The following is a 26,334-nucleotide window of genomic DNA, read 5'->3' on the forward strand; positions in this document are numbered from 1 at the left end:
GGCGTTGGCGACCGATGCCGCTGGCGGGGTCGGTCGCCTTTCCCGCCGTCATGCTTTGGGGGGTTGATCGGTCGCTGCCATGCGGCGATTGAGTCTCATCGGCTGTGTTCCCGGCCGCCGCCGGCGTCCTCGCGATTGCGTTGCTGCTCCGGGTGGGAGGCGGGCTGCCTGCGCTGCGCCTCTCGTTCGGCCGGCGCTTCTTGTCGCGGCGGCGCGGCGGCCCGGGGGGCGGCCGGAAGCTGCCTCTGCTCCCGGCGCTCCGGGGTCTGTTGCGGCGGCCATGGCCGGGTGTCGGCCGGCATATCCCGGCCGCTTGGCGGCGCTGGCGGTTCGGCATTTCTGCGCGGGGGCGGCGGCGCCCTGTCGTGCCGCTCGGGTTCCGGCCGATCGATCGTCGGCGCCGGTCTCGCCGATTGCTGGCGAACCAGCGGATCGCGGGCGGTGTGGCGATAGTTCCGCTGCTGCAACAGCGGCTGCTCTTCCCGGGACGGGTAACGATCGCCGGTATATCTGCCTTGATAGGTCGGCAGCGGTGCCGGGGCCGGCATCGCGCGCCGGTTCCAGCGCTCCCAGCCGCTGCGCTGGCGCGTCCAGTCATGGCCCCAGTGGTCGCCCCAGCGGGGCGGCGAGGCGGCGCGCCAGCCCGCGAAAAACGCTGGCGGACGGCGGTAGTAGCGTACCGGTACGCGCAACAGGTTGAGCGGCATCGACTCGGGATCGACTGCCTGCCATGGCCCGTTGTACCAGGCGCTCGAGTACCAGTGTTCGGCTTCGAAAATCCAGTACATGCCGTCGTAGAAGAAGTAGTTCGAGTTCAGGTCGGCGGCGTAATAGACCGGGTAGTCCGGGACGCGGACCAGCTCCGGAAAGGTCGACAGGCTGATGCTGACATTCTCCGTCTGATAGCCAAAGCCGAAACTGACCTGGGCTGGCGCCGGAACGGAAAACTGGAGCAGCATTGCCAAGGCAATCAGTGGTTTGCGCATTGTCTTCTCGGTTTCAAGAGGGGGCCGGCAGGCATGGCATGCGCCAGCCTGCCACCGCTATGGATGCGCCGCGAGGCGCCAGAGGGGGGCTGCTTACTTGAATTTCGACTGGGCGTCGTTGACGCCGCTTTTCAGGTCGTCCCACATCCTGTCGGCGGTGATCTTGACCTGTTGCCAGGCGTCGCCAGTGGCCTTGCCGAGTTCCTTCATCTTGTCGGCGGCAGCGTGCTGCTTGGTGCGCAAGGCCTGAATTTCCTCGATGCGCATGATCTTCATGTCGGCAGCAAAGCTGTCCATCCGGGTTTCCAGCAGATCGATCTGGCTCCCCCATTCCTTGAGTTGTGCAGCCATCTTCTGTTTGTAGGCGTTCTGCGCTTCCATGGTTTTCTCCTGATTCGCCGACGACAGTGCCGGCTTATTTGTTGGGCGTGACGACCAGTTGGTTACGGACTTCGCTGACGTCCTTGACGGCGGCAGCCAGGCTCCCGGCCTTGTCGCTGTTGCTCTGCGAGTCGACGCTGCCGGTGAGCGTGACGACGCCCTTGACGGTGTCGACGCTGATCTGCAGCGATTTCAGCCCGGATTCGGCCAGGATCGCGCCTTTGACCCGGGCCGTGATTTCCGTGTCGTCGATCGCCAGGGCGGCTTTTTCGCCTTGTTCGTCCATCTTCTTCTCGGCCTTGTCGACGGTGTCGCCGACCTTCTTGCCGGTGTCTTCGACAACCTGGTCGAGTTTCTTGCCAGCCTCCTCGGCCGGGCCGGGTTTGTCACAGGCGTTCAGGCCAAGCGCCAGGAGCAGCGAGGCGACGATCAGGGTGGGTTTGTTCGGGATCATGAATTGATTCTCCAGAGTGATTTTCGAGCTTAGATCTTGCCCAGCAGAACCAGGATGAGCAGGATCAGGAACAGCAGGCCGATGCCGCCACTGGGGCCATAGCCCCAGCTACGACTGTGTGGCCAACTTGGAATGGCGCCGATCAGCAACAGGATCAGGACGACCAGCAGAATGCTTCCCAGGGACATCTTTGTTCTCCTCAGAATTGCAGGCATCTGGTGTCGATGCCCTGTGTCGCATGCTACGCAGACCGTGGCGGACGTCTGTTTGCCAGCGCACAGACCCGCCCTCCGATCCTGGCAAAGATGACCGTCAGAGGAACGAGGAGGCTTTCCCGTCGGGCGGTCGCTCTTCCTCGCTGCAACGCAATGTGGATATCGAGGAAATCATGACGACAGAAATCAACACGCCGCCCCCGCCGAGCGAAAACACGAAGGAGAAACTGGTCAGGGATTTGAAGGGAATGGCCGGCAAGACCGACCGTCTGCTCGACGACGTCGGCCATTCGGTTGCCGACAGCCTTTCGGCAACACGCCAGGCGATTTCGCAGAAGGCCTGCAGTGCCGCCAATGTCACCCACGACTACGTGCGGGCCAACCCCTGGAAAATCGTCGGCGCCGCAGCCGTCGTCGGCGTGCTGGTTGGCAGCATGCTGCGGCGGCGTTGACTTCTGCTCGCCAGTTTCCGGATCAGACAGGAGGGCAGGTGATGGCAAAGAGCGTGCTGCGTGTTCTCTTGATCGAAGACAAGGCGGACGATGTCCGCCTGATTGAAGCGGCGCTGGCGCATGCGAACGAGGGGGGCTATCTGGTCGAGCAGGTGGCCAGCCTGTCCGAGGCAGTGGCCGTGCTGGGTCGGGCGAGCTTCGCCATCATCCTGCTCGACCTGGACCTGCCCGATGCTCAGGGTGCGGCCGTTATCCAGCAGGTGGCGCGGGCGGCGGCAAATACGCCGATCGTGATCCTCTGTGCGGCCGAGGACGAGGAAACGGCACGCCAGGCCGAACAGCACGGGGCCGACGATTACCTCGTCAAGAGTCAGCTCGATCCCTTCGTCCTGAATCGTACCCTGCGCTACCTGATCGAGCGCCGGGCCAACCGCGAGGCGCTGCTGCTCAGCGAAGCCCGCTTCCGCGCGATGAGCGATGCCTCGCCGCTCGGCATCTTCGTTTCCGATGCCGCCGGCGAATGCGTGTATACCAACGCGGCCTATCACAAGATATCGGGCCTCACGCTCGAGCAGACGCTAGGCACCAACTGGAGCATGGCGATCCATCCCGACGACCGCCAGCGCGTCTTGCAGGAATGGCGGACGGCGGCGCTCGGCGAGGCGGCCTTCCAGTCGGAAGCCCGCTTCCTGCGTGCCGACGGCAGTGTCGTCTGGGCCCGGCTGAATGCGGCTGCCATGGGTGAAGGAGGGCGTTCGCGCGGCCATGTCCAGACCGTCGAGGACATCAGCGAGCGCAAGGCGGCCGAGGATGCCCTGTTCGAAGAAAAGGAGCGGGCCCAGGTCACGCTCAACTCGATCGGCGATGCGGTGCTGACGACCAACCTGGTGGGTGACGTCACCTATCTGAATCAGGTCGCCGAACAGATGACCAGCTGGTCCCGGGAAGAAGCGGTTGGTCGGCAGTTGTCGGAAGTCTTCCGGATCGTCGATGGCGTTACCCGCGAAGCCGCGCCCAATCCGGCGCAGCGGGCGATCAGCGAGAACCGCACGGTCGGCCTGGCGGCGGACAGCGTCCTGCTGCGGCGCGATGGCTGCGAGTCGGCGATCGAGGATTCGGCGGCGCCGATTCACAACCGGGATGGCCAGGTCGCCGGCGCGGTGATCGTCTTTCACGATGTCAGCGAATCGCGCGCCATCGCGCAGAAGATGGCCTACCTGGCGCAGCACGATTTCCTGACCGGCCTGCCCAATCGCGCCTTGCTCACCGAGCGCCTGTCGCGCGCCATCGGGCAGGCCCGCCGGCACGACAAGCGCGTCGGCCTGCTGTTCGTCGATCTCGACTATTTCAAGCACATCAACGACTCCCTGGGGCATGCGCTGGGCGACCTCTTGCTGCAACGGGTCGCCGAGCGACTGATCGCCTGCATCCGCGATACCGACACGGTTTGCCGGCAGGGCGGGGACGAGTTCGTGATCCTGCTCGCGGAAATCGAGCAGGCCACCGACGCCGCACCGATCGCCGACAAGCTCCTCGCCGCCGTCGCCGAGCCTTGCCTGATCGCCGGCCATGAGCTGCATGTGTCGCTGAGCGTGGGCATCAGCATCTTTCCGGATGACGGGCAGGATGCCGATACGGTGATGAAGAACGCCGACACGGCGATGTATCACGCCAAGGCCAACGGCCGGAACAACTACCAGTTTTTCACGTCGGAGATGAACATCCTCGCCGTCCGGCGCCTGTTTGTCGAAGGCAACCTGCGCCGCGCGCTGCGCCAGGGCGAGTTCCTGCTCTATTACCAGCCGAAGATCGATATCGCGTCCGGGCTGATGATCGGCAGCGAAGCCCTGATCCGCTGGCAGGACCCGGAGCATGGCCTGCTCCATCCGCGGCAGTTCGTGCCGATTGCCGAGGAGTCCGGCCTGATCGTCCCGATCGGCAGCTGGGTCTTGCGCGAAGCCTGCCGGCAGGTGCGGGCCTGGCAGGATTCCGGGCTGCTCGTGGTTCCCGTCTCGGTCAATATTTCCGCCGTCGAGTTCCGCCACCGGGGGTTTCTGCAGGGGGTGGCGAAAATACTGAAGGAAACCGGCATGTTGCCCGGCTATCTCGAGCTGGAAGTGACCGAAAGCATCCTGATGACTGACGCCGAATCGTCGGCTGCGCTGCTGACCTCGCTCAAGGCCATGGGCATGCAACTGGCCATCGACGATTTCGGCACCGGCTATTCGAGCCTCAGCTATCTGAAGCGTTTCCCGATCGATACCCTGAAGATCGACCAGTCCTTCGTCCATGACATCGCCAACGACCCCGACGATGCCAGCCTGGTCAGGGCGATGATCAGCATGGGGAAGAACCTCAAGCAGCGCGTCGTCGCGGAAGGGGTGGAAACCGAGGCGCAACTCGCCTTCCTGCGCAAGCTGCACTGCGATGAAGGGCAGGGCTTCCTGTTCGGCCGTCCCCTGCCGGCGGCGGAGTTTGCCCGCCTGCTGCGTAGCGAGGCCCCCGATGACGGCGACTGATGCCGCCAATGTGCGACACCGCACAGATGCCTGCGGCCCGTCCCGTTAGTCTCGGTTCCGAGGCGTCGAAGTTCCGCAGGGAAACGGTGCCGGAATCGGGAAATCCCGTGTTCCCCTACCAGGAGAATCAATCATGAATCAATTCAGCAAGTATCTGTCCGCCTTGTTCCTGTCCCTGACGCTGCTGACCGTCGTCGGTTGTGCATCCACCGCGAAGCAGGAAGGCACCGGCGAATATGTCGATGACGTGATGATCACCAGCAAGGTCAAGGCCGCCATTCTCGGCGAACCGACCCTGAAATCGGCCGAAATCAATGTCGAAACCTTCAAGGGCGTCGTCCAGTTGAGCGGTTTCGTCAGCAGCCAGACCGCCATCAACAAGGCCGTCGGGCTCGCCCGGGCGGTGAAGGGCGTCACTTCGGTCAAGAACGACATGCGTGTCAAGTAATCGATCTTCAGGCCTGCTGCCGATGCCGGCGTTTCCCCTGGCGCCGGTCGGTCGGTAGATGAAGTTGATCTCACGGCGCGGCAAGCGCCGTGAGATTTTTTTTGGGCACGGAAAGGCGATCAGATTTGAAATTCGGCAAGTCGCTCCTGGACTATCTTCATCGGCTGCTCGCCGGCCGCTTCGCGGTCGAATGCCTGGCCGAGCCGCAGCCCGAAGAGCCGCCGCTGCGCGCCGCCTTGTACAGCGCCGACCAGATGGCGCTGCACGGCAAGGCGCTGGCCGCCGCCCACCGGCTGGTGGCGGGCCGCTTTGCCGATCAGTTGCTCGGTCGTCTGGCGGACAACGAGAACGCGCTGGTCGATATCGGCCGCCGGCTGGCTTCCGGCTCCACCGAGAAGCGCCGGATCACGCCGGCCGGGGAGTGGCTGCTCGACAACTTCTACCTGATCGAGGAGCAGATCCGCACCGCCAAGCGGCATTTCCCGAAGGGCTACAGCCGCGAACTGCCGCGTCTGGGCAGCGGTCAGCCGCGGGTTTACGACATCGCCCTGGAAACCGTCGCGCATGGCGACGGGCGGGTCGATCCGGAAACCCTGAGCCGCTTCGTCGCCGCCTACCAGAGTGTGGCCGACCTGCGCCTGGGCGAGTTGTGGGCGATCCCGATCATGCTGCGCCTGGCCGTCATCGAGAACCTGCGCCGGGTTGGCGTGCGCATCGCCGCCGGCTGGGAGGAGCGCAACCTCGCCGAACTCTGGGCCGAGCGGATGCTCGAAGCCGCCGAGAGCGATCCGAAGAACCTGATCCTGGTCATCGCCGACATGGCGCGTTCCGCGCCGCCGATGCGCAGCGCCTTCGTCGCCGAACTGGCGCGTCGCCTGCAGGGGCACGGCCCGGCATTGTCCTTGCCGCTGACCTGGATCGAGCAGCACCTGGCCGAATCCGGACAGAGCATCGCCCTGATGGTGCAGGCCGAGAACCAGTTGCAGGCGGCCGACCAGGTGTCGATCAGCAACAGCATCGGCAGCCTGCGCGTCATCGGCGCCATGGACTGGCGAACATTCGTCGAAAGCCAGAGCGTCGTCGAGCAAACCCTGCTCGGCGATCCCGCCGGCGTTTACGGGGCGATGGATTTTGCGACCCGCGACCGCTATCGCCACGCCACCGAGGCGATCGCCCGGCGGACGACGCTGTCCGAAGGCGAGCTGGCTGCCCGGGCGGTCGACCTGGCCGGTCGCGCCGAACCGGATGGCGCGGGCGAAGCGGCCGGGCACGTCGGCTTCTACCTGATCGGCGCCGGTCGGCCGTTGCTGGAACGGCTGGTCGAAGCCCGCCATACGCTCGGCGAAAGCATCGCGCGGGCGGCCCGCCGCCTGCCGCTGACCCTCTACCTGGGCGGCATCGGCCTGCTCACCGTCGCGCTGACCGGCGCGCTGCTGATCTACGCGTTGCCGCTCGGCCTGCCGCTGGCGGCGATGATCCTGCTGACGCTGCCGCTGCTGCTGGCCACCAGCCAACTGGCGGTGGCGCTGGCGAACCGGCTGGCTGGCCTGCTGGTGGCGGCGCAGCCCTTGCCGAAGATGGATTTCTCCAAGGGCATCCCGCCCGCCTCGCGCACCCTGGTCGTCGTCCCCACCATGCTGGGCAGCCCGGCCGGTCTCGACGGCCTGATCGAGGCGCTGGAAGTGCGTTTCCTGGCCAATCGCGACGCCAGCCTGCATTTCGCGCTGCTGACCGATTTCCTCGACGCCGACCAGGAAACGCTGCCGGGCGACGCCACGCTGCTGCAACTGGCGCAGGCCGGCATCGACGAGCTGAACCTGAAATTCGGGTCAGGTGACGGGGCGAGCGCCGCCGGCCGCTTTTTCCTGTTCCACCGGCCGCGCCGCTGGAATCCCCGGGAAGGCGTATGGATGGGCCACGAGCGCAAGCGCGGCAAGCTGGCCGAACTCAATGCTTACCTGATGAACGGCCGGCGCGACGGCTTTTCGCTGATCGTCGGCGATCTCGCCGCGCTGGCCGGAACCCGCTACGTCATCACGCTCGACACCGACACCCAGTTGCCGCGCGACGCCGCGCGCCAGTTCGTCGGCACCATGGCGCACCCGCTCAACCGCCCGCAGTTCGACCCGGCGCGGCAGCGCGTGGTGAGCGGCTACGGCATCCTGCAGCCGCGCGTCGCCGTCAGCCTGCCGGGCACCAACCGCTCGCTGCTCGCCCGGCTCTACGGCGGCGAACCCGGCATCGATCCCTACACGCGCGTCGTTTCCGATGTCTATCAGGATCTCTTTGGCGAAGGCTCGTTCATCGGCAAGGGCATCTACGACATTGCCGCCTTCGAGCTCGCCCTGGGCGGCTGTTTCCCGGAAAACCGCATCCTCAGCCACGACCTGCTCGAAGGCTGTTACGCCCGTTCCGGCCTGCTCAGCGACGTGCAGTTGTATGAAGACTGTCCGGCCAGCTACCGCGCCGATGTCATCCGCCGCCACCGCTGGCTGCGCGGCGACTGGCAACTGGCCGGCTGGCTGTTCCGGCGCGTGCCGGGCGCCGGCCGCTGCCGGCAGCGCAACCCGCTGTCGCCGCTGGCGCAGTGGAAATTGATCGACAACCTGCGGCGCAGCCTGCTGCCGGGCGCCCTGAGCGTGCTGCTGGTCCTCGGGTGGACGGTGCTGGCGCCGCTGGCCTGGTGGACTGCGGCGATGCTCGGCATCCTGATCGTGCCGCCGCTGTTCTCCGCCTTCCTCGAAGCCGGCCGCAAGCCCGCCGAAATCCTCTACCGCCAGCATCTGGCCGCCGTCGCCGGCAGTGCCGGCCGGCATTTCCGGCAACTCGGTTTCGAACTGGCCTGCCTGCCCTACGAAGCCTATTTCAGTCTCGATGCCATTGCCCGTACCACCTGGCGCCTGCTGCTTTCACACCGGCACCTGCTGGAATGGAATCCGTCGAGCGAGGTCGAACGCCAACTGGCCGCGCGCCGCCATGGCGAACTCGCCGCCTGCCTGCGCAGCATGTGGATCGGCCCGCTGCTGGCCGGCGCTCTGGCGGCCTGGTTGCTGCAGAGCGACCCGGAAATGCTGCTGCTCGCCGGCCCCTTGCTGCTGCTCTGGCTGGCCTCGCCGCTCATCGCCTGGTGGCTCGGCCGGCCGCTGGCCGATCGCCGGGCGCAGTTGAGCGCCGAGCAGGGCTGGTTCCTGCGCCGGATCGCCCGCCGGACCTGGGCTTTCTTCGAGCACTTCGCCGGTCCGCTCGACCATTGGCTGGTGCCGGACAATTACCAGGAATACCGGGTCGCCGCGATTGCCCATCGCACCTCGCCGACCAACATGGGCCTGTCGCTGCTGGCCAACCTGAGCGCCTGGGATTTCGGCTACATTTCGAGCGGTCGCCTGCTCGAACGCACGGCCAACGCCTTGCAGAGCATGGCGAAACTGGAACGCCATCGCGGCCATTTCTACAACTGGTACGACACCCAGACGCTGCAGCCCTTGCCGCTGCTCTACGTGTTGACGGTCGATAGCGGCAACCTGGCCGGGCATCTGCTGACCCTGCGCGGCGGCCTGCTGGCGCTGGCCGATGCGCCGATCCTGCCGGCGCGCGCGCTGGCCGGCGTCAACGACACCCTCGGCCTGCTGGCCGAAACCGCCGATGCCGCCGTCGCCGGCCCGCTGGCCGCCCTGCGCAAGCTGCTGGAGGCGGCGCTGCCCAAGCCGCCGCCGAATCTCTCGGCCATGCAACGGCTGTTGCAGACCTTGCAGGCCAGCGCCGGCGAACTGCTGGCGGCGGTCGAGGGCAGCCTGGCCGGGCGCGACCTGACGCCGGTGGAAAACGAGTCGCTGGAATGGGCGCAGGCATTGCTGCGACAACTCGCCGAGCTGCATGACGAACTCACGAAACTGGCGCCCTGGCTGACCCTGCCGCCGCCCCCGGCGGGGCTCGAAGGGTTCGCCCGGATCGCCAGCGAGGCGGCTATGCCGAGCTTGCGCGGGCTGACCCGATTGGCGGCCGAACGCGCGCCGGAGATCGACGCGCAACTGGCCGTGGCGGCGACGGCCGAGCACCGCGACTGGCTGCGCGAACTGGCGTGGCGCCTCGGGCTGGCCGGCGATCTCGCTCGCCAGCGCAGCGCCCGCATCGAGGCGCTGGCGCGCCAGGCCGGCGCGCTGGCGGAGATGGACTACAGCTTCCTCTTCGACCCTGCGCGCCACCTGCTGACCATCGGCTACAACGTCGGCGAACGACGGGTCGACAGCAGTTACTACGACTTGCTCGCTTCCGAGGCGCGCTTGTGCAATTTCGTCGCCATCGCCCAGGGCGAACTGCCGCAGGAAAGCTGGTTCTCGCTCGGTCGCCTGCTCACCGCCACCGGCGGTCAGCCGGCGCTGCTGTCGTGGAGCGGCTCGATGTTCGAATACCTGATGCCGATGCTGGTCATGCCCAACTACGCCAACACCCTGCTCGACCAGACCTGCAAGGCGGCGGTCGCGCGGCAGATTGAATACGGTCGGCAGCGCGGCGTGCCGTGGGGGATTTCCGAATCCGGCTACAACACCGTCGATGTCCATCTCAACTACCAGTACCGCGCCTTCGGCGTGCCGGGGCTGGGGCTCAAGCGCGGGCTGGCCGAGGATCTGGTGATCGCGCCCTATGCCTCGGTGCTGGCCCTGATGGTCGAACCGGAAGCCGCCTGCCTCAACCTGCAGCGCCTGGCCGCGGAAGGCGTCGTCGGCAAGTACGGATTCTTCGAAGCTGTCGATTACACGCCGGCCCGCCAGCGGCGCGGCCAGTCGCATGTCGTCGTGCGCTCCTTCATGGCGCACCACCAGGGCATGAGCCTGCTGGCGCTCGATCACCTGCTGCACGATCAGCCGATGCAGCGGCGCTTTGTCGCCGACCGCCTCTTCCAGGCCGTTCTCCTGCTACTCCAGGAGCGCATTCCCAAGGTCGCGACGCTGTTCTCGCATACCGCCGAACTGGCCGAGGCGCGCTCGGCGGCGAGCGCCGAGGAAACCCCGATCCGGGTGTTCGGCAGCCCGCAGACGCCGGTGCCCGAGGTGCAGTTGCTGTCGAACGGCCGCTACCACGTGATGGTGACCAACGCCGGTGGCGGTTACAGCCGCTGGAACGACCTGGCGGTGACCCGCTGGCGCGAGGACCCCACCTGCGACAACCGGGGCAGCTTCTGCTACGTCCGCGAGTCGGGCACGCGCCTGTCGTGGTCGACCACCTGGCAACCGACGCTCAGGCCGCCCGCGCACTACGAAGCGATTTTTTCCGAAGGGCGGGCCGAGTTCCGCCGGCGCGACGCGCTCGACGGTGGCGATGGAAGCCTCGAAACCTATACCGACATCGTCGTTTCGCCGGAAGACGACATCGAACTGCGCCGCACCCGCATCACCAACCATTCGCGCCAGCGCCGGCAGATTGAAGTCACCAGCTATGCCGAGGTGGTGATCGCGCTGCCGGCCGCCGACGAACTGCACCCGGCGTTCAGCAAGCTGTTCGTGCACACCGAGATCCAGCCCGGCCGCAACGCCGTGCTGTGCACCCGCCGCCCCCGCTCGGCGGACGAGCGCTCGCCCTGGCTGCTGCATCTGATGGCGGTCCATGACGCGCAGTCGGTGGCGGTGTCGGCCGAAACGGATCGTCTGCGTTTCATCGGGCGTAGCCGCAGCACCGCCAATCCGCTGGCTATGGACGAGCCCGGCCCGCTCTCCGGCAGCGATGGCCCGGTGCTCGACCCGATCGTCGCCATCCGCCATGGCATCGTCCTTGAGCCGGAGCAATCGGTGACCATCGACCTGGTGACGGGGGTGGCCGAGAGCCGCGCCACGGCGCTCGCACTGATCGAGAAATACCAGGACCGCCACCTCGCCGATCGCGTCTTCGAACTGGCCTGGACGCACAGCCAGGTGGTCCTGCGCCAGCTCAACGCCAGCGAGGCCGACGCCCAGCTCTACGCGCACCTGGCCGGCTCGGTCATCCACGCCAACGCCTCGCTGCGCGCCGAGGCCGCGCTGCTCCTGCGCAACCAGCGCGGCCAGTCCGGGCTGTGGAGCTATGCCATTTCCGGCGACCTGCCGATCGTCCTGCTGCAGATCGGCGATGCCGCCAATATCGATCTCGTCCGCCAGCTGGTGCAGGCCCACGCCTATTGGCGGCAGAAGGGCCTGGCCGTCGACCTGGTGATCTGGAACGAGGATCACGCCGGCTACCGGCAGCGGCTGCAGGAGCAGATCATGGGGCTCATCGCCTCGGGCATCGAAGCCAGCGTCATCGACCGCCCGGGCGGCATTTTCGTGCGTCTGGCCGAGCAGATTTCGAGCGAGGACCGGATCCTGCTGCAATCGGTGGCGCGCGCCGTGATCAACGACTGCCGGGGGACGCTGGCCGAGCAACTGGAATTGCGCAATCCGCCCGAAAGCCGCCTGCCGCTGCTCCAGCCGAGCCGGCGCCCGGCGCCCGAAGCGGCACCGACAAGCGACGCGGCGCGGTCGGCACTGCATTTCGACAACGGCCTCGGGGGCTTTGCCGCCGACGGCCGGGAATACGTCATCACCCTGGCCGCCGGTCAGACTACGCCGGCGCCCTGGGTCAATGTGCTGGCCAACCCGGAATTCGGCACGGTGGTTTCGGAAAGCGGCAGCGCCTATACCTGGAGCGAAAACGCCCACGAATTCCGCCTCACCCCGTGGCACAACGATCCGGTTGGCGATACCGGCGGCGAGGCGCTCTACCTGCGCGACGAGGAAAGCGGCCAGGTCTGGTCGCCGACGCCGTGGCCGGTGCGCGGCAGCATGCCGTACGAAGTTCGCCACGGCTTCGGCGTCAGCCGCTTTCAGACCACGCTCGGCGGCATTCGGTCGGAGCTGACGATCTACGTCGCGATCGATGCCCCGGTCAAGTTCTCAAGCCTGGAACTGCGCAATGTTTCCGGGCGACCGCGCAAGCTGTCGGTCACCGGCTACGTCGAGTGGGTGCTGGGCGATTTGCGCAGCAAAACGGCGATGCACGTCAGCACCGAGGTCGCCGCCGGCAGCGGCGCGCTGCTCGCGCGCAATCCCTACGGTCCCGAGTTCGCCGGGCAGGTCGCCTTTTTCGACGTCGATGAAGCCGCCTGCACCCTGAGCGGCGACCGCAGCGAATTCATCGGCCGCAACGGCAGCCTGCAGGCGCCCGCCGCCCTGAAACGGGCGCGTCTGTCCGGCCGGGTCGGCGCCGGGCTCGACCCCTGCGGCGCCATTCAGGTGCCGTGCGAGCTGGCCGACGGCGAGTCGCGCGAGATCGTCTTCCGCCTGGGGGCGGCACGCAGCAGCGAGGCAGCGGCGCAGTTGATCGCGCGTTTCCGGGCGCCGCTGGCGGCGCGCACGGCGCTCGCCGCCGTCGACCAGTACTGGACGCAGACGCTCGGCGCGGTGCAGGTGGAGACGCCGGACCCGGCCTTCGACCTGCTGGCCAACGGCTGGCTGCTCTACCAGACGCTGGCTTGCCGGATCTGGGCGCGCAGCGGCTATTACCAGTCGGGCGGCGCCTTCGGCTTCCGCGACCAGTTGCAGGACGCGATGGCGCTGATTCACTGCGCACCGGCGCTGTTCCGCGAACATCTGCTGCGCTGCGCCAGCCGCCAGTTTGTCGAAGGCGATGTCCAGCACTGGTGGCATCCGCCGTCCGGGCGCGGCATCCGCAGCCGCTGCTCGGACGACTATCTGTGGCTGCCGCTGGCGGTCTGCCGCTATGTGCAGGCGACCGGCGACAGCGAGGTGCTTGCCGTTCCCGTCGCCTTCCTCGAAGGGCGTCCGATCAACCCGGAGGCCGATTCCTACTACGAGTTGCCGCTGCTTTCCCCCGACAGCGCCAGCCTTTACCAGCATTGCGTGCGCGCCATCCGGCACGGCCTTGGTTTTGGTGCGCACGGCCTGCCCTTGATGGGTTCCGGCGACTGGAACGACGCCATGAACCGGGTCGGCATCGAGGGCCGGGGCGAGAGCGTCTGGCTCGGCTTCTTCCTGCACGAAGTGCTCAGCCAGTTCGGCAAGCTGGCGACGGGGCAGGGCGATCCGGCGTTCGCCGGGTTCTGCGTCGGCGAAGCGGCGCGCCTGCACCAGAGCCTGGAGCGCCATGCCTGGGACGGCGCCTGGTACCGGCGCGCCTATTTCGACGATGGCACGCCGCTCGGTTCGAGCAGCAGCGCCGAATGCCGGATCGACTCGATTGCCCAGAGCTGGGCCGTGCTCTCCGGGGTGGCCGAGCGGCCGCGCGGGCTAGAGGCGATGCAGGCGGTCGATAGGTTGCTTGTGCGCCGCCAGGCCGGGCTGATCCAGTTGCTCGATCCGCCGTTCGACAAATCGCCGCTCGATCCGGGCTATATCCGCGGCTACATGCCGGGCGTGCGGGAGAACGGCGGGCAGTACACCCATGGCGCAATCTGGGCCGCCATGGCCTTTGCCGCGCTCGGCGAACGCGCGCAGGCCTGGGAACTGGCGACCATGATCAACCCGATCAACCACGCCCGATCGCCGGCCGCGTGCGCAACCTACAAGCTCGAGCCCTACGTGCTTGCCGCCGACATCTGCGCCGTCGCGCCGCATCTCGGACGCGGCGGATGGAGCTGGTATTCCGGCTCGGCCGGCTGGATGTACCGGCTGTGCGTCGAATCGCTGCTCGGCGTGCGCCGGGAGGGCGACCGGCTCCACCTGTCACCCTGCCTGCCCGCCGAGTGGCCGGGTTTCAGGATGCGCTACCGCTACCGGGAGACGACATTCCATATCGCCGTCTGGCAAGCGACGGCCGGCTCGGCTGCCGCCGCAGGCACGCTCGTGGTCGATGGCGTCGAGCAGGCCGGGCAGGCGATCGCCCTGGTCGACGACCGGGTCGACCACCAGGTGGTGATCCGGCTAGCGCCCGTCGGCTGACGCAGGGTCGGGATTGCGGGCGGCGCGGAGTTCGATTTCGAGGCGCGTCGCCTCGCTGATGTCGATGAAGGTGATCACCACGCCGTCGATGACGTTTTCCAGCGTCCGGTAGGGCATGATCCGCACCCGGTACCAGTGCCCGTCGTCGCTGGCGATCTTCTTTTCGCAGAAGGCCAGCGTGCGCAGCACTTCCTGGGCGTCGTCCTGCAACTCCCGGTAGTCGAGGCGGTGGACGATATCGGCCAGCGGCCGCCCGAGGTCGCTCGGGATGAACTTGAATATCTGCGTCGCCTGGCAGGTATAGCGCCGCACCTGCAGCAGGTCGTCGAGAAAGACGGTGGCGATGTCGGTGCTGTTCAGCAGATTCTTCATGTCGCTGCTGGTGGCCGACCATTCGTCGACTTTCGACTGCAGCTCGGCGTTGACCGTCTGCAGTTCCTCGTTCAGCGACTGCATTTCTTCCTTGGACGTGGTCAGCTCTTCGTTGGTCGACTGCAGTTCCTCGTTGGTCGATTGCAGTTCCTCGTTGGCCGAGCGGAGTTTCTCGTGCGCGGCCTGCATTTCCTCGCGGACGCGCAGCAACTCTTCGCGGGCCTTGAGCAGGGCCTGCTCCAGTTCGGCCACCCGGGCGTCGGCCTGCTGTTTTTCGAACGGCGCCCGCTGGCCGGTCTGGCGACTGCGGCAGCCTCGGCGAAAACGATCATCGCCATGCCGCGCAGCGGTTCGGGGTCGGCGATCGGATAGACGGTCAGGTCGACCGAGTGATTGCCGCCGTTGTCGTCGATCGTCAGGTTGGGCAGGGTCACCGCTTCGGCGCTGCGCAATGCCTTGGGCAGGGCGAGCATCAGTTCCTGGCGCAAGCCGTCGCGGGCCATCGCGTGGATGTTCCAGTTCGCCTTGCCCGCCGCCGGTTCGAGATATTTTCCGGTGCGTCCGTTGATGAACAGGATGTCGCCGTCGGCATTGGTCAGCACGGCGGCCGGCGAGAATTTCTGCAGGAGCAGTTGGTCGGCCAGGGTTTGCAGGTTGGCAGGGGGCATGTGGGGCGTAGGGGGCGAGCCGGCGGCGGGGGAATCGTCGGTATGGCGGGTCGGGAAATCGACATCGAGGGGTTTCTGCATGACGTCCTTCCGTCGATAGATTCTTGCCTTGGCTTCCAGTGGGGAAAACAGGTCGCCGAAGTTGCCGATGCTTTCGGCGGAGCCGAGGAAAAGCGTGCCGCCGGGTTTCAGGCTGTAGTGGAAAAGCGGCAGCAGGCGCTTCTGCAAATCCGTTCCCAGGTAAATCAGCAGGTTGCGGCAGGTGAGGATGTCGAGCCGGGTGAAGGGCGGGTCCATCGTCACGTTGTGCGGCGCGAACACCACCATCTGTCGTATTTCCTGGCAGATCCGGTAGCGGCCGTGTTCCTCGACGAAGAAACGCGCCAGCCGTGCCGGCGAGACGTCGGCGCCTATGGTGGACGGGTAGAGTCCCTGCCTGGCCCGGGCAATCGCGTCGGGGTCGAGGTCGGTGGCGAAAATCTGCAGGTCCACCCGGTGCGCGGGTTTGAGACGGTCGATCGTCTCGCGAAAGAGCATGGCCAGCGTGTAGGCTTCCTCGCCGCTCGAACAGCCGGCCACCCAGGCGCGCAACAGCTTGTCATGGGCTTCGCCGCCGATGATGCCGGGGAAGACGTCTTCCTGCAGGCAGGCCCAGGCGGCGGGGTCGCGAAAGAAGCTGGTGACGCCGATCAGCAACTCCTTGAAGAGGAGGTCGATCTCCTGCGGATTGCTCTGCAGGAAGCCGACGTAATCGGCAATTCTTCCCAGCCGATGAATGCCCATCCGGCGCTCGACGCGCCGGTAGATCGTGCTTTTCTTGTAAAGCGAGAAATCATGCCCGGTCTGGGCGCGCAGCAGGATGCAGATCTTGTCGAAGGCCGAACGGCTGGCTTCGTTCTCCGGCGTTGTCGCGGGGCCGGGGGCGAACGGCGCCGCAGGGTGCTGCAGGTGCGCGACGATCCGTCGCGCGAGTTCGCCCGGCGGGGCGACGATGTCGGCCAACTGGGCGTCGATCGCGCTGCGCGGCATGGCGTCGAACTTGGCGGTGGCGGGGTCCTGGACGAGCGCCAGGCCGCCCCGTTCGTTGATCGCCCGCAGGCCGCGGGTGCCATCGGCGCCCATGCCGGAAAGAATGATGCCGATCGCCCGTTCGCGCCGGTCGTCGGCCAGGCTGCAGAGAAAAGCGTCGATCGGCAGGCGCAAGCCGCGGGGCGCCACCGGGTCGAGCAGATGGAGCGTGTCGTGGAGGATCGACAGATCCTTGTTGGGCGGGATGACATAGACGCAGTCCGGCCTGATCTTCATCCGGTTTCCCGCCTGTCTGACGAGCATCGGCGTGGCGCGTTGCAGGAGTTCCGGGAGCATGCCGTGGCGGTTGGGGTCGAGGTGCTGGACGATGACGAATGCCATGCCGCTGTTGAGCGGGACGCCGCCGAGAAACTGCTCGAGTGCTTCGAGGCCGCCGGCGGATGCGCCGATGCCGACGATCGGAAAGCTCAGGTCGTCGGCATCGGCGGCGGAGAGGGGAGCATGCTCGTGCTTTCTTTTGGGCGGCATCGCCGGATCATACTCCCCAGACAACCGGTTCGCCGTCCCGGGCGGCGCGTTCGAGCATGTCGACGAAGGGCACGGCGCGCTGCGCGAGGCCGACCGACGGCTCGCCGTCAACTTCGCTGGCCTCCGCCGCGCCGCCCGGTTGGCGCGCGATGGCCTGGTGCAAGGTTGATATTGCCGCCGGCAGTTGGTCGACGGTGATGATGCCGCGGGCGTCTTCCGGGTTCTTGCCGAGCAGGGCAAGGATTTCCCTGCCGTTCGCTTCATGCATGATCAGGTGGCGCTGGCGGCGGATTTGAAGGTGAAAAGCATGATCGGTGTTCCTTCCTGTGGGTGGGGCCGATGCCGGGGACTAGCTGGGCTTGTTTCTGCCCATGCCGTCGGCGATGTCGATGACCACCATGCGGCATTCCTGCTGGTTGGCATCCGGCACGGCCTCGATCCGGATATCCGTTGCCGGACGATGGGCGTTGGCCATCAGTACGGATTCGCAGTGCAGCTTCCTTTTCGTGTGCAGCACTTCATCGACGAAGCGATTGAAAGCCGGCACCCGATCGTTTTCCAGAAAAGCCGCGAAACGATGCCGGCTTTTCTGCGAACCCTTGGTGCCGAGCAGCACGGCGCCGGCCAGGTTCATGTCGATGATGACGCCGAGCGTATCCAGCGTGAAGTAGCCGACCGGCGCGAAGTCGTAGATGTCGGCGTAACGCTCGCGCAGGTTGTCGGCTTCTTCATAGGCATGGCGCAGTTCTTCGTTGTGCATTTCCAGTTCGATCTGATGCACTTGCAGTTCATGGACCAGTTGGGCGTTGTCCCAGGCGGTTTTCGGTTCCGGATGCGGCGAGCGCAGCAGGCGGGCCTCGGCGCGACTGCGCAGGTTGGCCGGATTGGGCCGGATGCGGCGGGCGGGGCGGATATCCGTTTTCAGGCGGAAGATCCGCTCGTACTCGCTCTTGACCACCGCGTAGCATTCGCAGACGCGGGCTTCCAGGCCGGGACGGTCGAGCAGCGTGATATGGCCGCGGTTGTATTCGATCAGGCGGGCCGCCTGCAATTTGCCCGCCGCCTCGGTGATGGCCTCGCGACGCACGCCCAGCATGTTGGCGATCAGTTCCTGCGTCATCTTCAGTTGATTGCCGGGCAGCAGGTCGAGGCTGTGCAGCAGCCAGCGGCACAGTTGCTGGTCGACGGTGTGAAAGCGGTTGCAGACGATGCTTTGCGCCATCTGCGTCATCAGCGCCTGGGTGTAGCGCAGCGCCAGATGCTGCAACTCGCCGCCCTGGTCGAGTTCCCAGCGGATGATTTCAACCTTGACCTGGTAGGCGGCCCCGGCGCTCTGCACGACCACCCGGTGCGTCGTCGTATCGCCGCCCAGCACCAGCGGAATGCCGACCATGCCGTCGTTGCCGGTGATGGCCAGTTCCGCGGTGCCGCCTTTCCTGGTGGTGAAGATCAGCGAGACGATGCAGGTGACCGGAAAATAGATGTAGCCCGGCGCATCGCCGGACTCGTAGAGAACCTGGCCGAGTTCCAGGTGTACCAGTTCCAGGTCGTCTTGCAGGCGAGCGTAGTTGTTCGTGGTCAGGGCGCCGAGAATCCGGTTCTGTTTCGGGCTGTAGGTCATTTCGTCGGGCATGGCATCTCCACGGGGTTTCCGCCAGAAGCTTCCTGGCGGATGGCGACACCGGATGCGGGTGTCGATAGGCAAGGGGAGTTTGTCGGTACTCCCTCGATTTGACCGCTGGTCGTTTTTGCTGCCCGGTTGTCAATGAATCCCGAGCTCGGTACATCATAGAAAATGATGCGAAGAAGATATGTGCGCTTGCCAACATACGCGCATCCGGCTTCCTGCTAGCTTCGACATCCTATCCTCAAACGTCGGAAGAATCGCTGCGATCCTCAGGCGCGCAATTTTCGAGCGTAAGCTTTCTGGCGGGCGATGTCCGAAATATGTTCGACGTGTTGTCCACCGCAGGTGCTAGATTGAAAATGAGGTGCCGTTCTTTGCATCGAGGGCAGACTCGGCGAAACCCGCCGGCTTTGCTTCGATGCACCGTCTGGAAGTTCCGCAAAGGCGCAGGGTCAAGCCATGGCCGGCAGCTCGCCGCGCCATCGACCGAGAGCCTCAGAACATGGGAGTCGTCAGCCACCATGCATACCACTCGCAACGAGCATGATTCCTTAGGTACCGTTGCCGTTCCCGTCGAACGGCTCTGGGGCGCGCAGACGCAACGATCGCTGGCGCATTTCTCGATATCCACCGAACGCATGCCGATCGAGCTGATCGCCGCGCTGGCCGCCGTCAAGCGCGCCTGCGCCAGAGTCAACGCGGATCTTGGCCGCTTGGCGCCGGACAAGGCCGACGCCATCATCGCCGCCGCCGACGAAATCCTTGCCGGCCACCACCCGGATGAATTTCCCCTGTCGGTCTGGCAAACCGGCTCCGGCACCCAAACCAACATGAACATGAACGAGGTGCTCGCCAATCGCGCTTCGGAACTCCTCCACGCCGGGCGCGGCGAAGATCGTTGCGTCCATCCCAATGACGAGGTCAACCTCGGCCAGTCCTCGAACGACGTGTTTCCGACCGCCATGCACCTGGCAGCCACCCTGGGCATTGCGCGCAAGCTGCTGCCCGCGCTGGTCCGCTTGCGGGTGACGCTGGACGACAAAGCGACGGCGTTTGCCGGCGTCGTCAAGATCGGTCGAACCCATCTGCAGGATGCCACGCCGCTGACACTGGGCCAGGAGTTATCGGGCTACGTGGCGCAGCTCGATCAGGCGCGGGCGAACATCGCCCAGGCGCTGAATTCGCTCTACCCGCTGGCCATTGGCGGAACCGCCGTCGGGACGGGCCTGAACACCGCTCCGGAATTTGGCACGCGGGTGGCCGCCGAGCTCTCGCGCGTGCATGCCCTGCCATTCACCAGCGCCGCCAACAAGTTTGCCGCACTCGCCGCGCACGACGGACTGGTCGCCATGCACGGCGCGCTCAAGACATTGGCCGTGGCGTTGATGAAGATCGCCAACAACATCCGCTGGCTGGCCTCGGGGCCACGTTCCGGTCTCGGCGAAATCAGCATTCCCGAGAACGAACCGGGCAGTTCGATGATGCCCGGCAAGGTCAATCCGACCCAGTGCGAGGCCCTCCTGATGCTCTGCTGCCAGGTCCTGGCCAACGACGTGGCGGTCAGCCTCGGCGGCGCCTCGGGCAACTTCGAGCTGAATGTCAGCAAACCGCTGATCGCCCACAATCTGCTGCAGAGCATCCGCCTGCTCAGCGACGGCATGGAAAGTTTCGAGTTGCATTGCGTCCGCGGCATCGAAGCCCGCCACGAGCGCATCGCCGAACAGCTTGAGCGCTCGCTGATGCTGGTCACGGCGCTGGTGCCGCGGGTCGGTTACGAACGCGCCGCCGAAATTGCGCGCAAGGCGCAGCGGGAAAACGGCACGCTGCGCGATGCCGCCTTGGCGCTGGGCTACCTTAGCGGGGATGAGTTCGACCGGCAGATGCGTTCAATCCTGTTGCCATCTTCCTATCCCGAGCCGGGTCAATCGGGGAGCGTCCCCCCGCAACATGAGTCGCTCGTTAGGCCAACGGGGCGCGGCCGGAAAAATTGCTGGTGCTTTCCCGAGTTGGCTTTGTAAAATCTCGATATTAATTATTTTATCGAGATTGACATGGGTGGCGAGACGGTGTTCCGGGTTGTACGCCGGCGGGCCAGGCCGGGCTGTGCCGATGCTTACGAGGCCCTGGTGGGGGCAATGTTTGCCGACGCGCGACATTTTCCCGGCTACGTGGCGGCCGAATTGATTCCGCCGGTCGAGGTCGGCGGCGAGTACCAGATCATCCAGCGCTTCGCGCAGCAGGCGGATCTCGAACGCTGGCAGGCGTCGCCGGTCCGCGCCGAGTGGATGGCGCGGCTGGCGGCGGTGGCCGAGGGGGAGCCCGAGTACCGCCTGCTGCACGGTCTCGACGCCTGGTTCGGGCCGACCCTGGTGCCGGCGCAGCGGATGCTGCGGCGTTGGAAGATGACGCTGCTCAGCTGGTGCGGCATCTTCCCGACGGTGGCGCTGCTGCTCGCCTTCGTCGCCCCGCTGCTGGGCGACCTGCCTTTTCTGCTGCGCACGGCGGTGGTGACGGCGCTGGTCGCCGTCCTCATGTCCTACGTCATCATGCCGCGCCTGACCCGGCTGGCCGCCGACTGGCTGGGCCGCTGACGCCGCTGCGTCAGCCCGTCTGCCGGGCGGCCAGTTCGGCGGCGCGGCGGACGCTGGCGGGGACGCCGCCGATGCCCCAGCGGTCGGGGTGGGCGTGGGCGATGTAGATGCGGATGCGCTGCGCATCGACGTCGAGCAGGCGGGCGGTGATGGCGTTCAGTTCGGCGATCACCCGGTGCAGTTGCGCGACGCTCCGGCCCTCCATCAGGACCATGCGGATGAAGGGCATCTCGGCGTCGTGGCGGGGGGTCTGCTGCAGCGCCTCGCTCGCCGGGACGCCGCAGATTCCCCAGAGATCAGGATCGATCTCGGTGACCCAGACTTCCAGGCGGTCGAGCGGCGCGGCGAGGATTTCCGCCAGGGCGTTCGAGGTTTCGCGGACCCACTGCTTGAGCTTGTCGCGTGGGTGGCCGGCGAGGACGTGCAGGTTGGCGACGGGCATGTTTTTCTCCGTAACGATCAGGGGAGCCCGCGCCGGCGGCCGGCGTCGAGCATCAGGCAGGAACCGGTCATCGCGTCGGCTTCCGGGGCGAGCAGCAGGCTGACCGCCCAGGCGATCTGTTCCGGCGTGCTGAGGATGCCGAGCGAGGATTCGGCGCGCATTTCGTCGAGCACGTCGTCCGTGCTGCACTGGCGCTGTTCGGCGCGGCTGGCGGCGACGCGGCGCAGGCGGTCGGTGTCGGCCGGGCCGGGGACGATGGTGTGGGCGGTGATGCCGCGCGGGCCGTAGGCTAGGCTCAACTGGCGGACGACGTTGAGGATGGCGGCGTTGGCGACGCCGGCCGCCGCCGCGTAGGCGGTCGGTTCCAGGCCGTAGTGGCCGCCGATGGCGACGATGCGCGAACCGGCCGCCAGGTGGTCTTCGGCGGCGCGGACCAGGCGCAGCAGGCCGCCGACCTTGATGTTGACGGCATCGACCATCGAGGCCGTCGGCGCGCTCAGGATGCCGCCGACAACGGCGACGCCCGGGCCATGGACGAGCATGCGCACCGGTTTGTCGATGGCGGCGGCGATGGCGGCGATCGCCGAGTCGTCGCCGATGTCGGCGGCGCAGGCGCGAATGCCGGGGTGTTGCGCGCCGAGTGCCTGCAGGCTATCGGCTGAGCGGGCGACGGCGATGACGCCGAGGCCGGTGTCGAGCAGGCGCCGGCTGATCGCCGTGCCGAAGGCGCCGGTGGCGCCGACCAGCACGGCGCAGGCTGCGCGTTCCGCATAAGGTTTCATCATGCACATCCGGGAGAATTGATCGGGAGTCGGCTTTTGCTGAGGGCGGTCGAGGGCTCTCGACCGCCCGCCGGCAACTCAGGTGACGACGGTGAGGAAGGTCTCGTGCAGCTTGCGCTGCGGGTAATCGAGGCCGCCGCCGGCGCCCAGGCCGTCGAAGGTCCAGGTCGTCGGTTCGTAATCGGGGTAGGGCTGGTAGCCGCCCATGAAGGTCTCGAAGCGGTTGCCGGACGGGTCCCAGGCGTAGATCGTGCAGCCGCGGGTGATGCCGTGGCGGGTCGGGCCGATGTCGAGCGGTACGCCGTTCATCGCCAGGATGTCGCTGGCGCGCAGCACCTCCTCCCAGGAGTCGAGCAGGAAGGACAGATGGTGCAGCTTGCCCGGCTCCGGGTGCTCGACGAAGGCGATGTCATGCACCTTGTGCGAGCAGGACAGCCAGATCGCCGCACTGTTCTCGTTGTCCGGCGCCAGCACGCGCTCGACCAGGTAGAAGCCGAGCACTTCGGTGAACAGCTTCTGGACGGCGGCGATGTTCGGTCCGTAGAGCAGGCAGTGGTCGAGACGCACCGGGGCGATGCCGTTCTCGGAGGCCTTGGTCCACGGCGCCGGGTTCGGCACCTGCAGGCCGTTGCCGACCGCCTGCTTGGCGGCGTACAACTCGATCAGGTGGCCGGACGGAATCTCGAAGCGGACCCGTTCGCCGGTGGCCAGCATTTCGCCGGCCGGGATGCGCTCGGTGTTGATGCCGTAGGCGCGCAGGTCGGCGTCGAGCTTGTCCAGCGTCGCCTGGTCGAGCACCTTGAAGCCGAAGAAATCGATCCCGGCGCGCTCCGCCTGGCGCAGCACGACGCTGTGGTGGTCGCGCTCGTCCCAGCATTTCAGATAGACGCGACCCTGGGCGTCGCGGCCGGTTTCGACCAGTCCCATGATGTCGCGGTAGTGATGCACGGCCTCGTCGAGGTCGAGCACCCGGATAGCCCCGTGTCCGGGGCGCAGAACGCCTGTCATTGCCATTGTCTTCCTCCTCGGTATGTGAAATGGGCCATTCGGCGATGGCTTGTTCCCTGGTTTCTCTGATTCAGTACGCGCCGGGCGGGCCGGACGCCGCCGCCTCGGGTTTGTAGCTCCGGCACAGGGCCGAGGTCGCCGCGCTGAGCAGCAGGGCGTCGACGCCGACCGCGACGAAGTTGGCGCCCGCCTGCAGGTAGCGTTCGTTCAGCGCGCGGTCGCTGCACAGCACGCCCCCCGCCTTGCCGGCGCTGCGGGTGCGCTGCAGGCCGTCCTCGATCGCGGCGACGATCTCCGGATGGGTGGACTGGCCGAGATAGCCGTAGGAAGCGGCGAGGTCGGCAGAGCCGAAGAACACGCCATCGACCCCATCCACTTCCAGGATGGCGTCCAGGTTGCGGTAGCCGGTCTGCGTTTCGACCTGCACCAGCAGGCACATCTGGGCGTCGGCCAGTTGCGCGTAGTTGTCGATCCGCCCCCAGCGCGAGGCGCGGGCCAGCGCGCTACCGACGCCGCGGATGCCGGCCGGCGGATAGCGCATCGCCTCGACCAGGCCGCGTGCCTGTTCCGCCGTATCGACCATCGGGATGAGCAGCGTCTGCACGCCGGTTTCCAGCAACTGCTTGATCAGCACGTGATCGCCCTGCGGCGGGCGGACCACCGCCTGCGTCGGATAGGGCGCCAGCGCCTGCAGTTGCGAGAGGATGCTGCGCAGGTCGTTGGGGCCGTGTTCGGCATCGATCAGCAACCAGTCGAAGCCGGCACCGGCGCAGATTTCCGCGCTGAAGGTTTCGCCCAGCCCAAGCCACAGGCCGATCTGCTCGCGTCCGGCGCGCAGTGCCTGCTTGAACTGGTTGAGGGGAATGTCCATTGCGACTCGCCTTGAATTGATTGCCCCGGTGTCCCTGGAGTGTCTTGCGCGGGGTGTTCGAGCAATTAAACGTGAGGCGTGACATACCGTCCAATACCGTTGCTGTCAGGGTTCGATACGCTTGGGGTATGGCGGGCCTGCCCGCAACTCGGGGGGGCTTCGGCCGAAACTCGAGCGCGGGCTTTCTCTGCAGCTTGAAAAGCGCCCGCTAGCTGGCGCCGGGGATGTCTCTTTCCGAAGCGCCGGGCTTATGGCGGCCGGGTCGCTGTCCGCAGTCGCGTGCTCTCCTGTGCGCGCTGGTCGCGCACTCGTTACGGGCGCTTGGACAATCCCCGGAAATGCTTGGCAAGTCTGTGGATAAGCTCGGGACAAGCGAGCGATGCCAATGATCCGCAACGAAAAAATTCGCTTGCCTGTTTTTTGGGCAAAACGCCGGCGTTTGCGGTTTTCGGCTCGCTTCCCGCCGCTGCTCAGGGGCGGCAATGCTTCTGCCGGCCGGTCTTTATCCGGGCAATGCGCCCGTCAGCCGCAACGCCATGTCCGCCTGGCGGGCGATCATCCGGTCGGCCAGCGCCGGGCTGCCGTCGTGGTCGGCGATGGCCTGGCGGATCAGGGCGGCGGGAATCGCGGTGACGATGCCGATGGCAGCTTCCAGGGCCGCCTCGTCCATGTCGCCGAAGAGCCGGACGGCGTATGGGTTGTCGGGATCCTGGCGCAGGCGGTCGAGTTCGCCGACCGTGCTGCCGAAGGCACGGCCTTTCGGGTGGCCCATGGCGCGGTAGGCGAGGGCGCCGCCGACGTCCAGCGTCAGCACGCGGCCGCCGACGACGCCCTGGTTGTCGCCCTGGAAGCCGGCGGCGTCCCAGTTGGCGGTCCACGCATGCACGCCGAACCAGCGTTGCGCCTGCCGGCGCTCTGCCGGGCTGAGGTGGCCGACGCTCTTCTTGTCGAGGTGCACCATTTCGGTAGCGACTTCGTTCGGCCGTGTGGTGCGCAGGTAGTTCAGCGTCGGTGCGCCGGCCAGCTGGTAGAGGCCGGCGGCAATCAGCTCGTTGCGGGCGTAGGCGGGCGATTCCAGCGACTTGATGTAGAAGCGCCGGCCCTGCTCATCCGCGAAGATGCCGGCCGGGTTGCTGCCCAGGCGGCTGCCGACCTGGTGCAGGCTGGCGCTGTCGAGGACTTCCATCATTGCTCGTCGGTCAGCGCGACGGTGCGCCGCACCAGGCCGAGCTGGCCGGGGGTTTCGATGGCGCCGTGGCGGGCCTGGCGGACGGCGGCGATGGCCTCTTCCGGCGGCATGCCGAGTTCGACCAGCAGCCGGGCGGCGATCATCCCGGCGCGGCCGAGACCGCCCTTGCAATGCACCACCACGTCGCCGCCGGCGCGCAGGATCTGGCGGATGTGGCGGCCCTCAAGCAGCCAGCTTTCCTCGAAACGCCTGCCCGGCACCGAGTAGTCGGCGATCGGCAGGTGCCGCCACTGCATGCCGCGCCGTTCGACTTCGGCGCCGAGGTCGGGCACCTTGAGCTGGCGCAGTTCGATCGATTCGACCAGGCTCAGTACCAGTTGCGCGCCCCAGGCGGCGATGGCGTCAAGGTCGGTGCCGAGGTCGCGCGCCCAGGCGCCGGTGCTGGCCATGCTGTCCTGCTTGCCCGGGCAGAAGGTGATGCCGATCCGCCCGTGTGCCGGGCTGAACCGCACTTCGGCGATCTGCAGCGGGTGGGTCAGGCTGGTGCGGGGTCCGGACATCCTTCGTCTCCGTGGCTGGGCGGGCGTGCGCGCAGCACTGTACGGGGAAAGCCGCCGTCGAGGCAAGCCGGGCGGCAGCAAACGGCTGCCTGGGTGGGAAAGGCAAAATCCTGCGGTCAACGCCAGAAAAGGGGTGATTTTCCTGTCCGGGCTCGGTCGATTTTGCCTCGTCGGGCCGGCTGCGGGGCGGCAAGCCGCAAAACGGATTCGCCAATCCTCCCCTTTGGCGCCTTCCCGGTGTGCTTTCCTTCATTCTGGTGCTGTTGAGGGCTTTGTTGCGCAAACCGAGGATACAGGCGTTCAAGC

At 66.7% G+C, this 26,334-nt stretch carries 20 protein-coding genes; 6 read left to right on the top strand and 14 right to left on the bottom strand.

Going from position 1 to position 26,334, the window contains the following annotated elements; translation table 11 throughout:
* Nucleotides 1-95: 95 nt before the first annotated feature.
* The 4 genes from AC0KWY_RS00775 to AC0KWY_RS00790 form a co-directional block, all read right to left on the bottom strand.
* Nucleotides 96-986 (bottom strand): hypothetical protein, encoded by an 891-nt coding sequence (locus AC0KWY_RS00775; protein ID WP_474027751.1) that lies wholly within the window; start codon nt 984-986, stop codon nt 96-98.
* Between the two features lie 93 nt (nt 987-1,079).
* Entirely contained in the window at nt 1,080-1,367 is a 288-nt protein-coding gene (locus tag AC0KWY_RS00780) for a sll1863 family stress response protein (protein ID WP_474027752.1), read from the bottom strand.
* Nucleotides 1,368-1,401: 34 nt separating this feature from the next.
* Nucleotides 1,402-1,821: a BON domain-containing protein gene (locus tag AC0KWY_RS00785; protein ID WP_474027753.1), complete on the bottom strand. Its 420-nt coding sequence runs from the start codon at nt 1,819-1,821 to the stop codon at nt 1,402-1,404.
* 29 nt (nt 1,822-1,850) lie between these two features.
* Entirely contained in the window at nt 1,851-2,009 is a 159-nt protein-coding gene (locus tag AC0KWY_RS00790; protein ID WP_474027754.1) for a DUF3309 family protein, read from the bottom strand.
* 200 nt (nt 2,010-2,209) lie between these two features.
* Here AC0KWY_RS00790 and AC0KWY_RS00795 point away from each other — a divergent pair, with 200 nt between their 5' ends.
* The 4 genes from AC0KWY_RS00795 (at nt 2,210) to AC0KWY_RS00810 (ending at nt 14,361) form a co-directional block, all read left to right on the top strand.
* A complete protein-coding gene (locus AC0KWY_RS00795) occupies nt 2,210-2,488 on the top strand; it encodes an ElaB/YgaM/YqjD family protein (RefSeq protein WP_474027755.1) in 279 nt (92 codons plus the stop codon).
* Nucleotides 2,489-2,529: 41 nt separating this feature from the next.
* Nucleotides 2,530-5,007 carry a sensor domain-containing protein gene (locus AC0KWY_RS00800; protein WP_474027756.1) on the top strand — a complete coding sequence of 826 codons (2,478 nt, stop codon included), beginning with the start codon at nt 2,530-2,532 and terminating at the stop codon, nt 5,005-5,007.
* Between the two features lie 133 nt (nt 5,008-5,140).
* A complete protein-coding gene (locus AC0KWY_RS00805; RefSeq protein ID WP_474027757.1) occupies nt 5,141-5,455 on the top strand; it encodes a BON domain-containing protein in 315 nt (104 codons plus the stop codon).
* Nucleotides 5,456-5,580: 125 nt separating this feature from the next.
* Nucleotides 5,581-14,361, top strand: a complete 8,781-nt coding sequence (locus tag AC0KWY_RS00810) for a GH36-type glycosyl hydrolase domain-containing protein (protein ID WP_474027758.1) — start codon at nt 5,581-5,583, stop codon at nt 14,359-14,361.
* Here AC0KWY_RS00810 and AC0KWY_RS00815 read toward each other — a convergent pair.
* The 4 genes from AC0KWY_RS00815 to AC0KWY_RS00830 form a co-directional block, all read right to left on the bottom strand.
* Nucleotides 14,344-14,922, bottom strand: coding sequence for a PAS domain-containing protein (locus tag AC0KWY_RS00815; RefSeq protein WP_474029689.1), 579 nt, complete (start codon nt 14,920-14,922; stop codon nt 14,344-14,346). The two genes, AC0KWY_RS00810 and AC0KWY_RS00815, sit on opposite strands and share 18 nt — an antisense overlap.
* Entirely contained in the window at nt 14,835-16,958 is a 2,124-nt protein-coding gene (locus AC0KWY_RS00820; protein ID WP_474027759.1) for a chemotaxis protein CheB, read from the bottom strand. The genes AC0KWY_RS00815 and AC0KWY_RS00820 overlap by 88 nt, the downstream gene beginning before the upstream one ends.
* Before the next feature lie 7 nt (nt 16,959-16,965).
* Nucleotides 16,966-17,226, bottom strand: coding sequence for a DUF1840 domain-containing protein (locus AC0KWY_RS00825; protein WP_474027760.1), 261 nt, complete (start codon nt 17,224-17,226; stop codon nt 16,966-16,968).
* An 81-nt stretch (nt 17,227-17,307) separates the two neighbouring features.
* The gene (locus tag AC0KWY_RS00830) at nt 17,308-18,591 is read right to left on the bottom strand and encodes a helix-turn-helix domain-containing protein (protein WP_474027761.1); all 1,284 of its coding nucleotides are present in this window, start codon (nt 18,589-18,591) and stop codon (nt 17,308-17,310) included.
* Nucleotides 18,592-19,106: 515 nt separating this feature from the next.
* Between AC0KWY_RS00830 and fumC the strand changes: the two genes are divergently transcribed.
* Together fumC and AC0KWY_RS00840 are read left to right on the top strand one after the other, a co-directional pair.
* Complete coding sequence (gene fumC / locus AC0KWY_RS00835) at nt 19,107-20,603, top strand: class II fumarate hydratase (RefSeq protein WP_474027762.1); 1,497 nt, start codon at nt 19,107-19,109, stop codon at nt 20,601-20,603.
* 33 nt (nt 20,604-20,636) lie between these two features.
* Entirely contained in the window at nt 20,637-21,176 is a 540-nt protein-coding gene (locus tag AC0KWY_RS00840) for an antibiotic biosynthesis monooxygenase (protein ID WP_474027763.1), read from the top strand.
* A 10-nt stretch (nt 21,177-21,186) separates the two neighbouring features.
* Here the strand turns inward: AC0KWY_RS00840 and AC0KWY_RS00845 are convergent, their stop codons facing one another.
* The 6 genes from AC0KWY_RS00845 to AC0KWY_RS00870 all read right to left on the bottom strand — a co-directional run bounded on the left by AC0KWY_RS00845 (nt 21,187) and on the right by AC0KWY_RS00870 (nt 26,028).
* Nucleotides 21,187-21,618, bottom strand: a complete 432-nt coding sequence (locus AC0KWY_RS00845; RefSeq protein ID WP_474027764.1) for a tautomerase family protein — start codon at nt 21,616-21,618, stop codon at nt 21,187-21,189.
* Nucleotides 21,619-21,635: 17 nt separating this feature from the next.
* On the bottom strand, nt 21,636-22,400 hold the full coding sequence (locus AC0KWY_RS00850; RefSeq protein WP_474027765.1) for an SDR family NAD(P)-dependent oxidoreductase: 765 nt from the start codon (nt 22,398-22,400) through the stop codon (nt 21,636-21,638).
* A 78-nt stretch (nt 22,401-22,478) separates the two neighbouring features.
* Complete coding sequence (locus AC0KWY_RS00855) at nt 22,479-23,414, bottom strand: catechol 2,3-dioxygenase (RefSeq protein ID WP_474027766.1); 936 nt, start codon at nt 23,412-23,414, stop codon at nt 22,479-22,481.
* Nucleotides 23,415-23,478: 64 nt separating this feature from the next.
* A complete protein-coding gene (gene hpaI / locus AC0KWY_RS00860; RefSeq protein ID WP_474027767.1) occupies nt 23,479-24,279 on the bottom strand; it encodes a 4-hydroxy-2-oxoheptanedioate aldolase in 801 nt (266 codons plus the stop codon).
* A 502-nt stretch (nt 24,280-24,781) separates the two neighbouring features.
* Entirely contained in the window at nt 24,782-25,465 is a 684-nt protein-coding gene (locus AC0KWY_RS00865; RefSeq protein WP_474027768.1) for a hypothetical protein, read from the bottom strand.
* Nucleotides 25,465-26,028, bottom strand: coding sequence for a cyclin-dependent kinase inhibitor 3 family protein (locus AC0KWY_RS00870; RefSeq protein WP_474027769.1), 564 nt, complete (start codon nt 26,026-26,028; stop codon nt 25,465-25,467). Before AC0KWY_RS00870 ends, AC0KWY_RS00865 begins: the two co-directional genes overlap by 1 nt.
* Between the last annotated feature and the right edge of the window lie 306 nt (nt 26,029-26,334).

The organism is Azonexus sp. MM2026_4, from assembly GCF_055901855.1.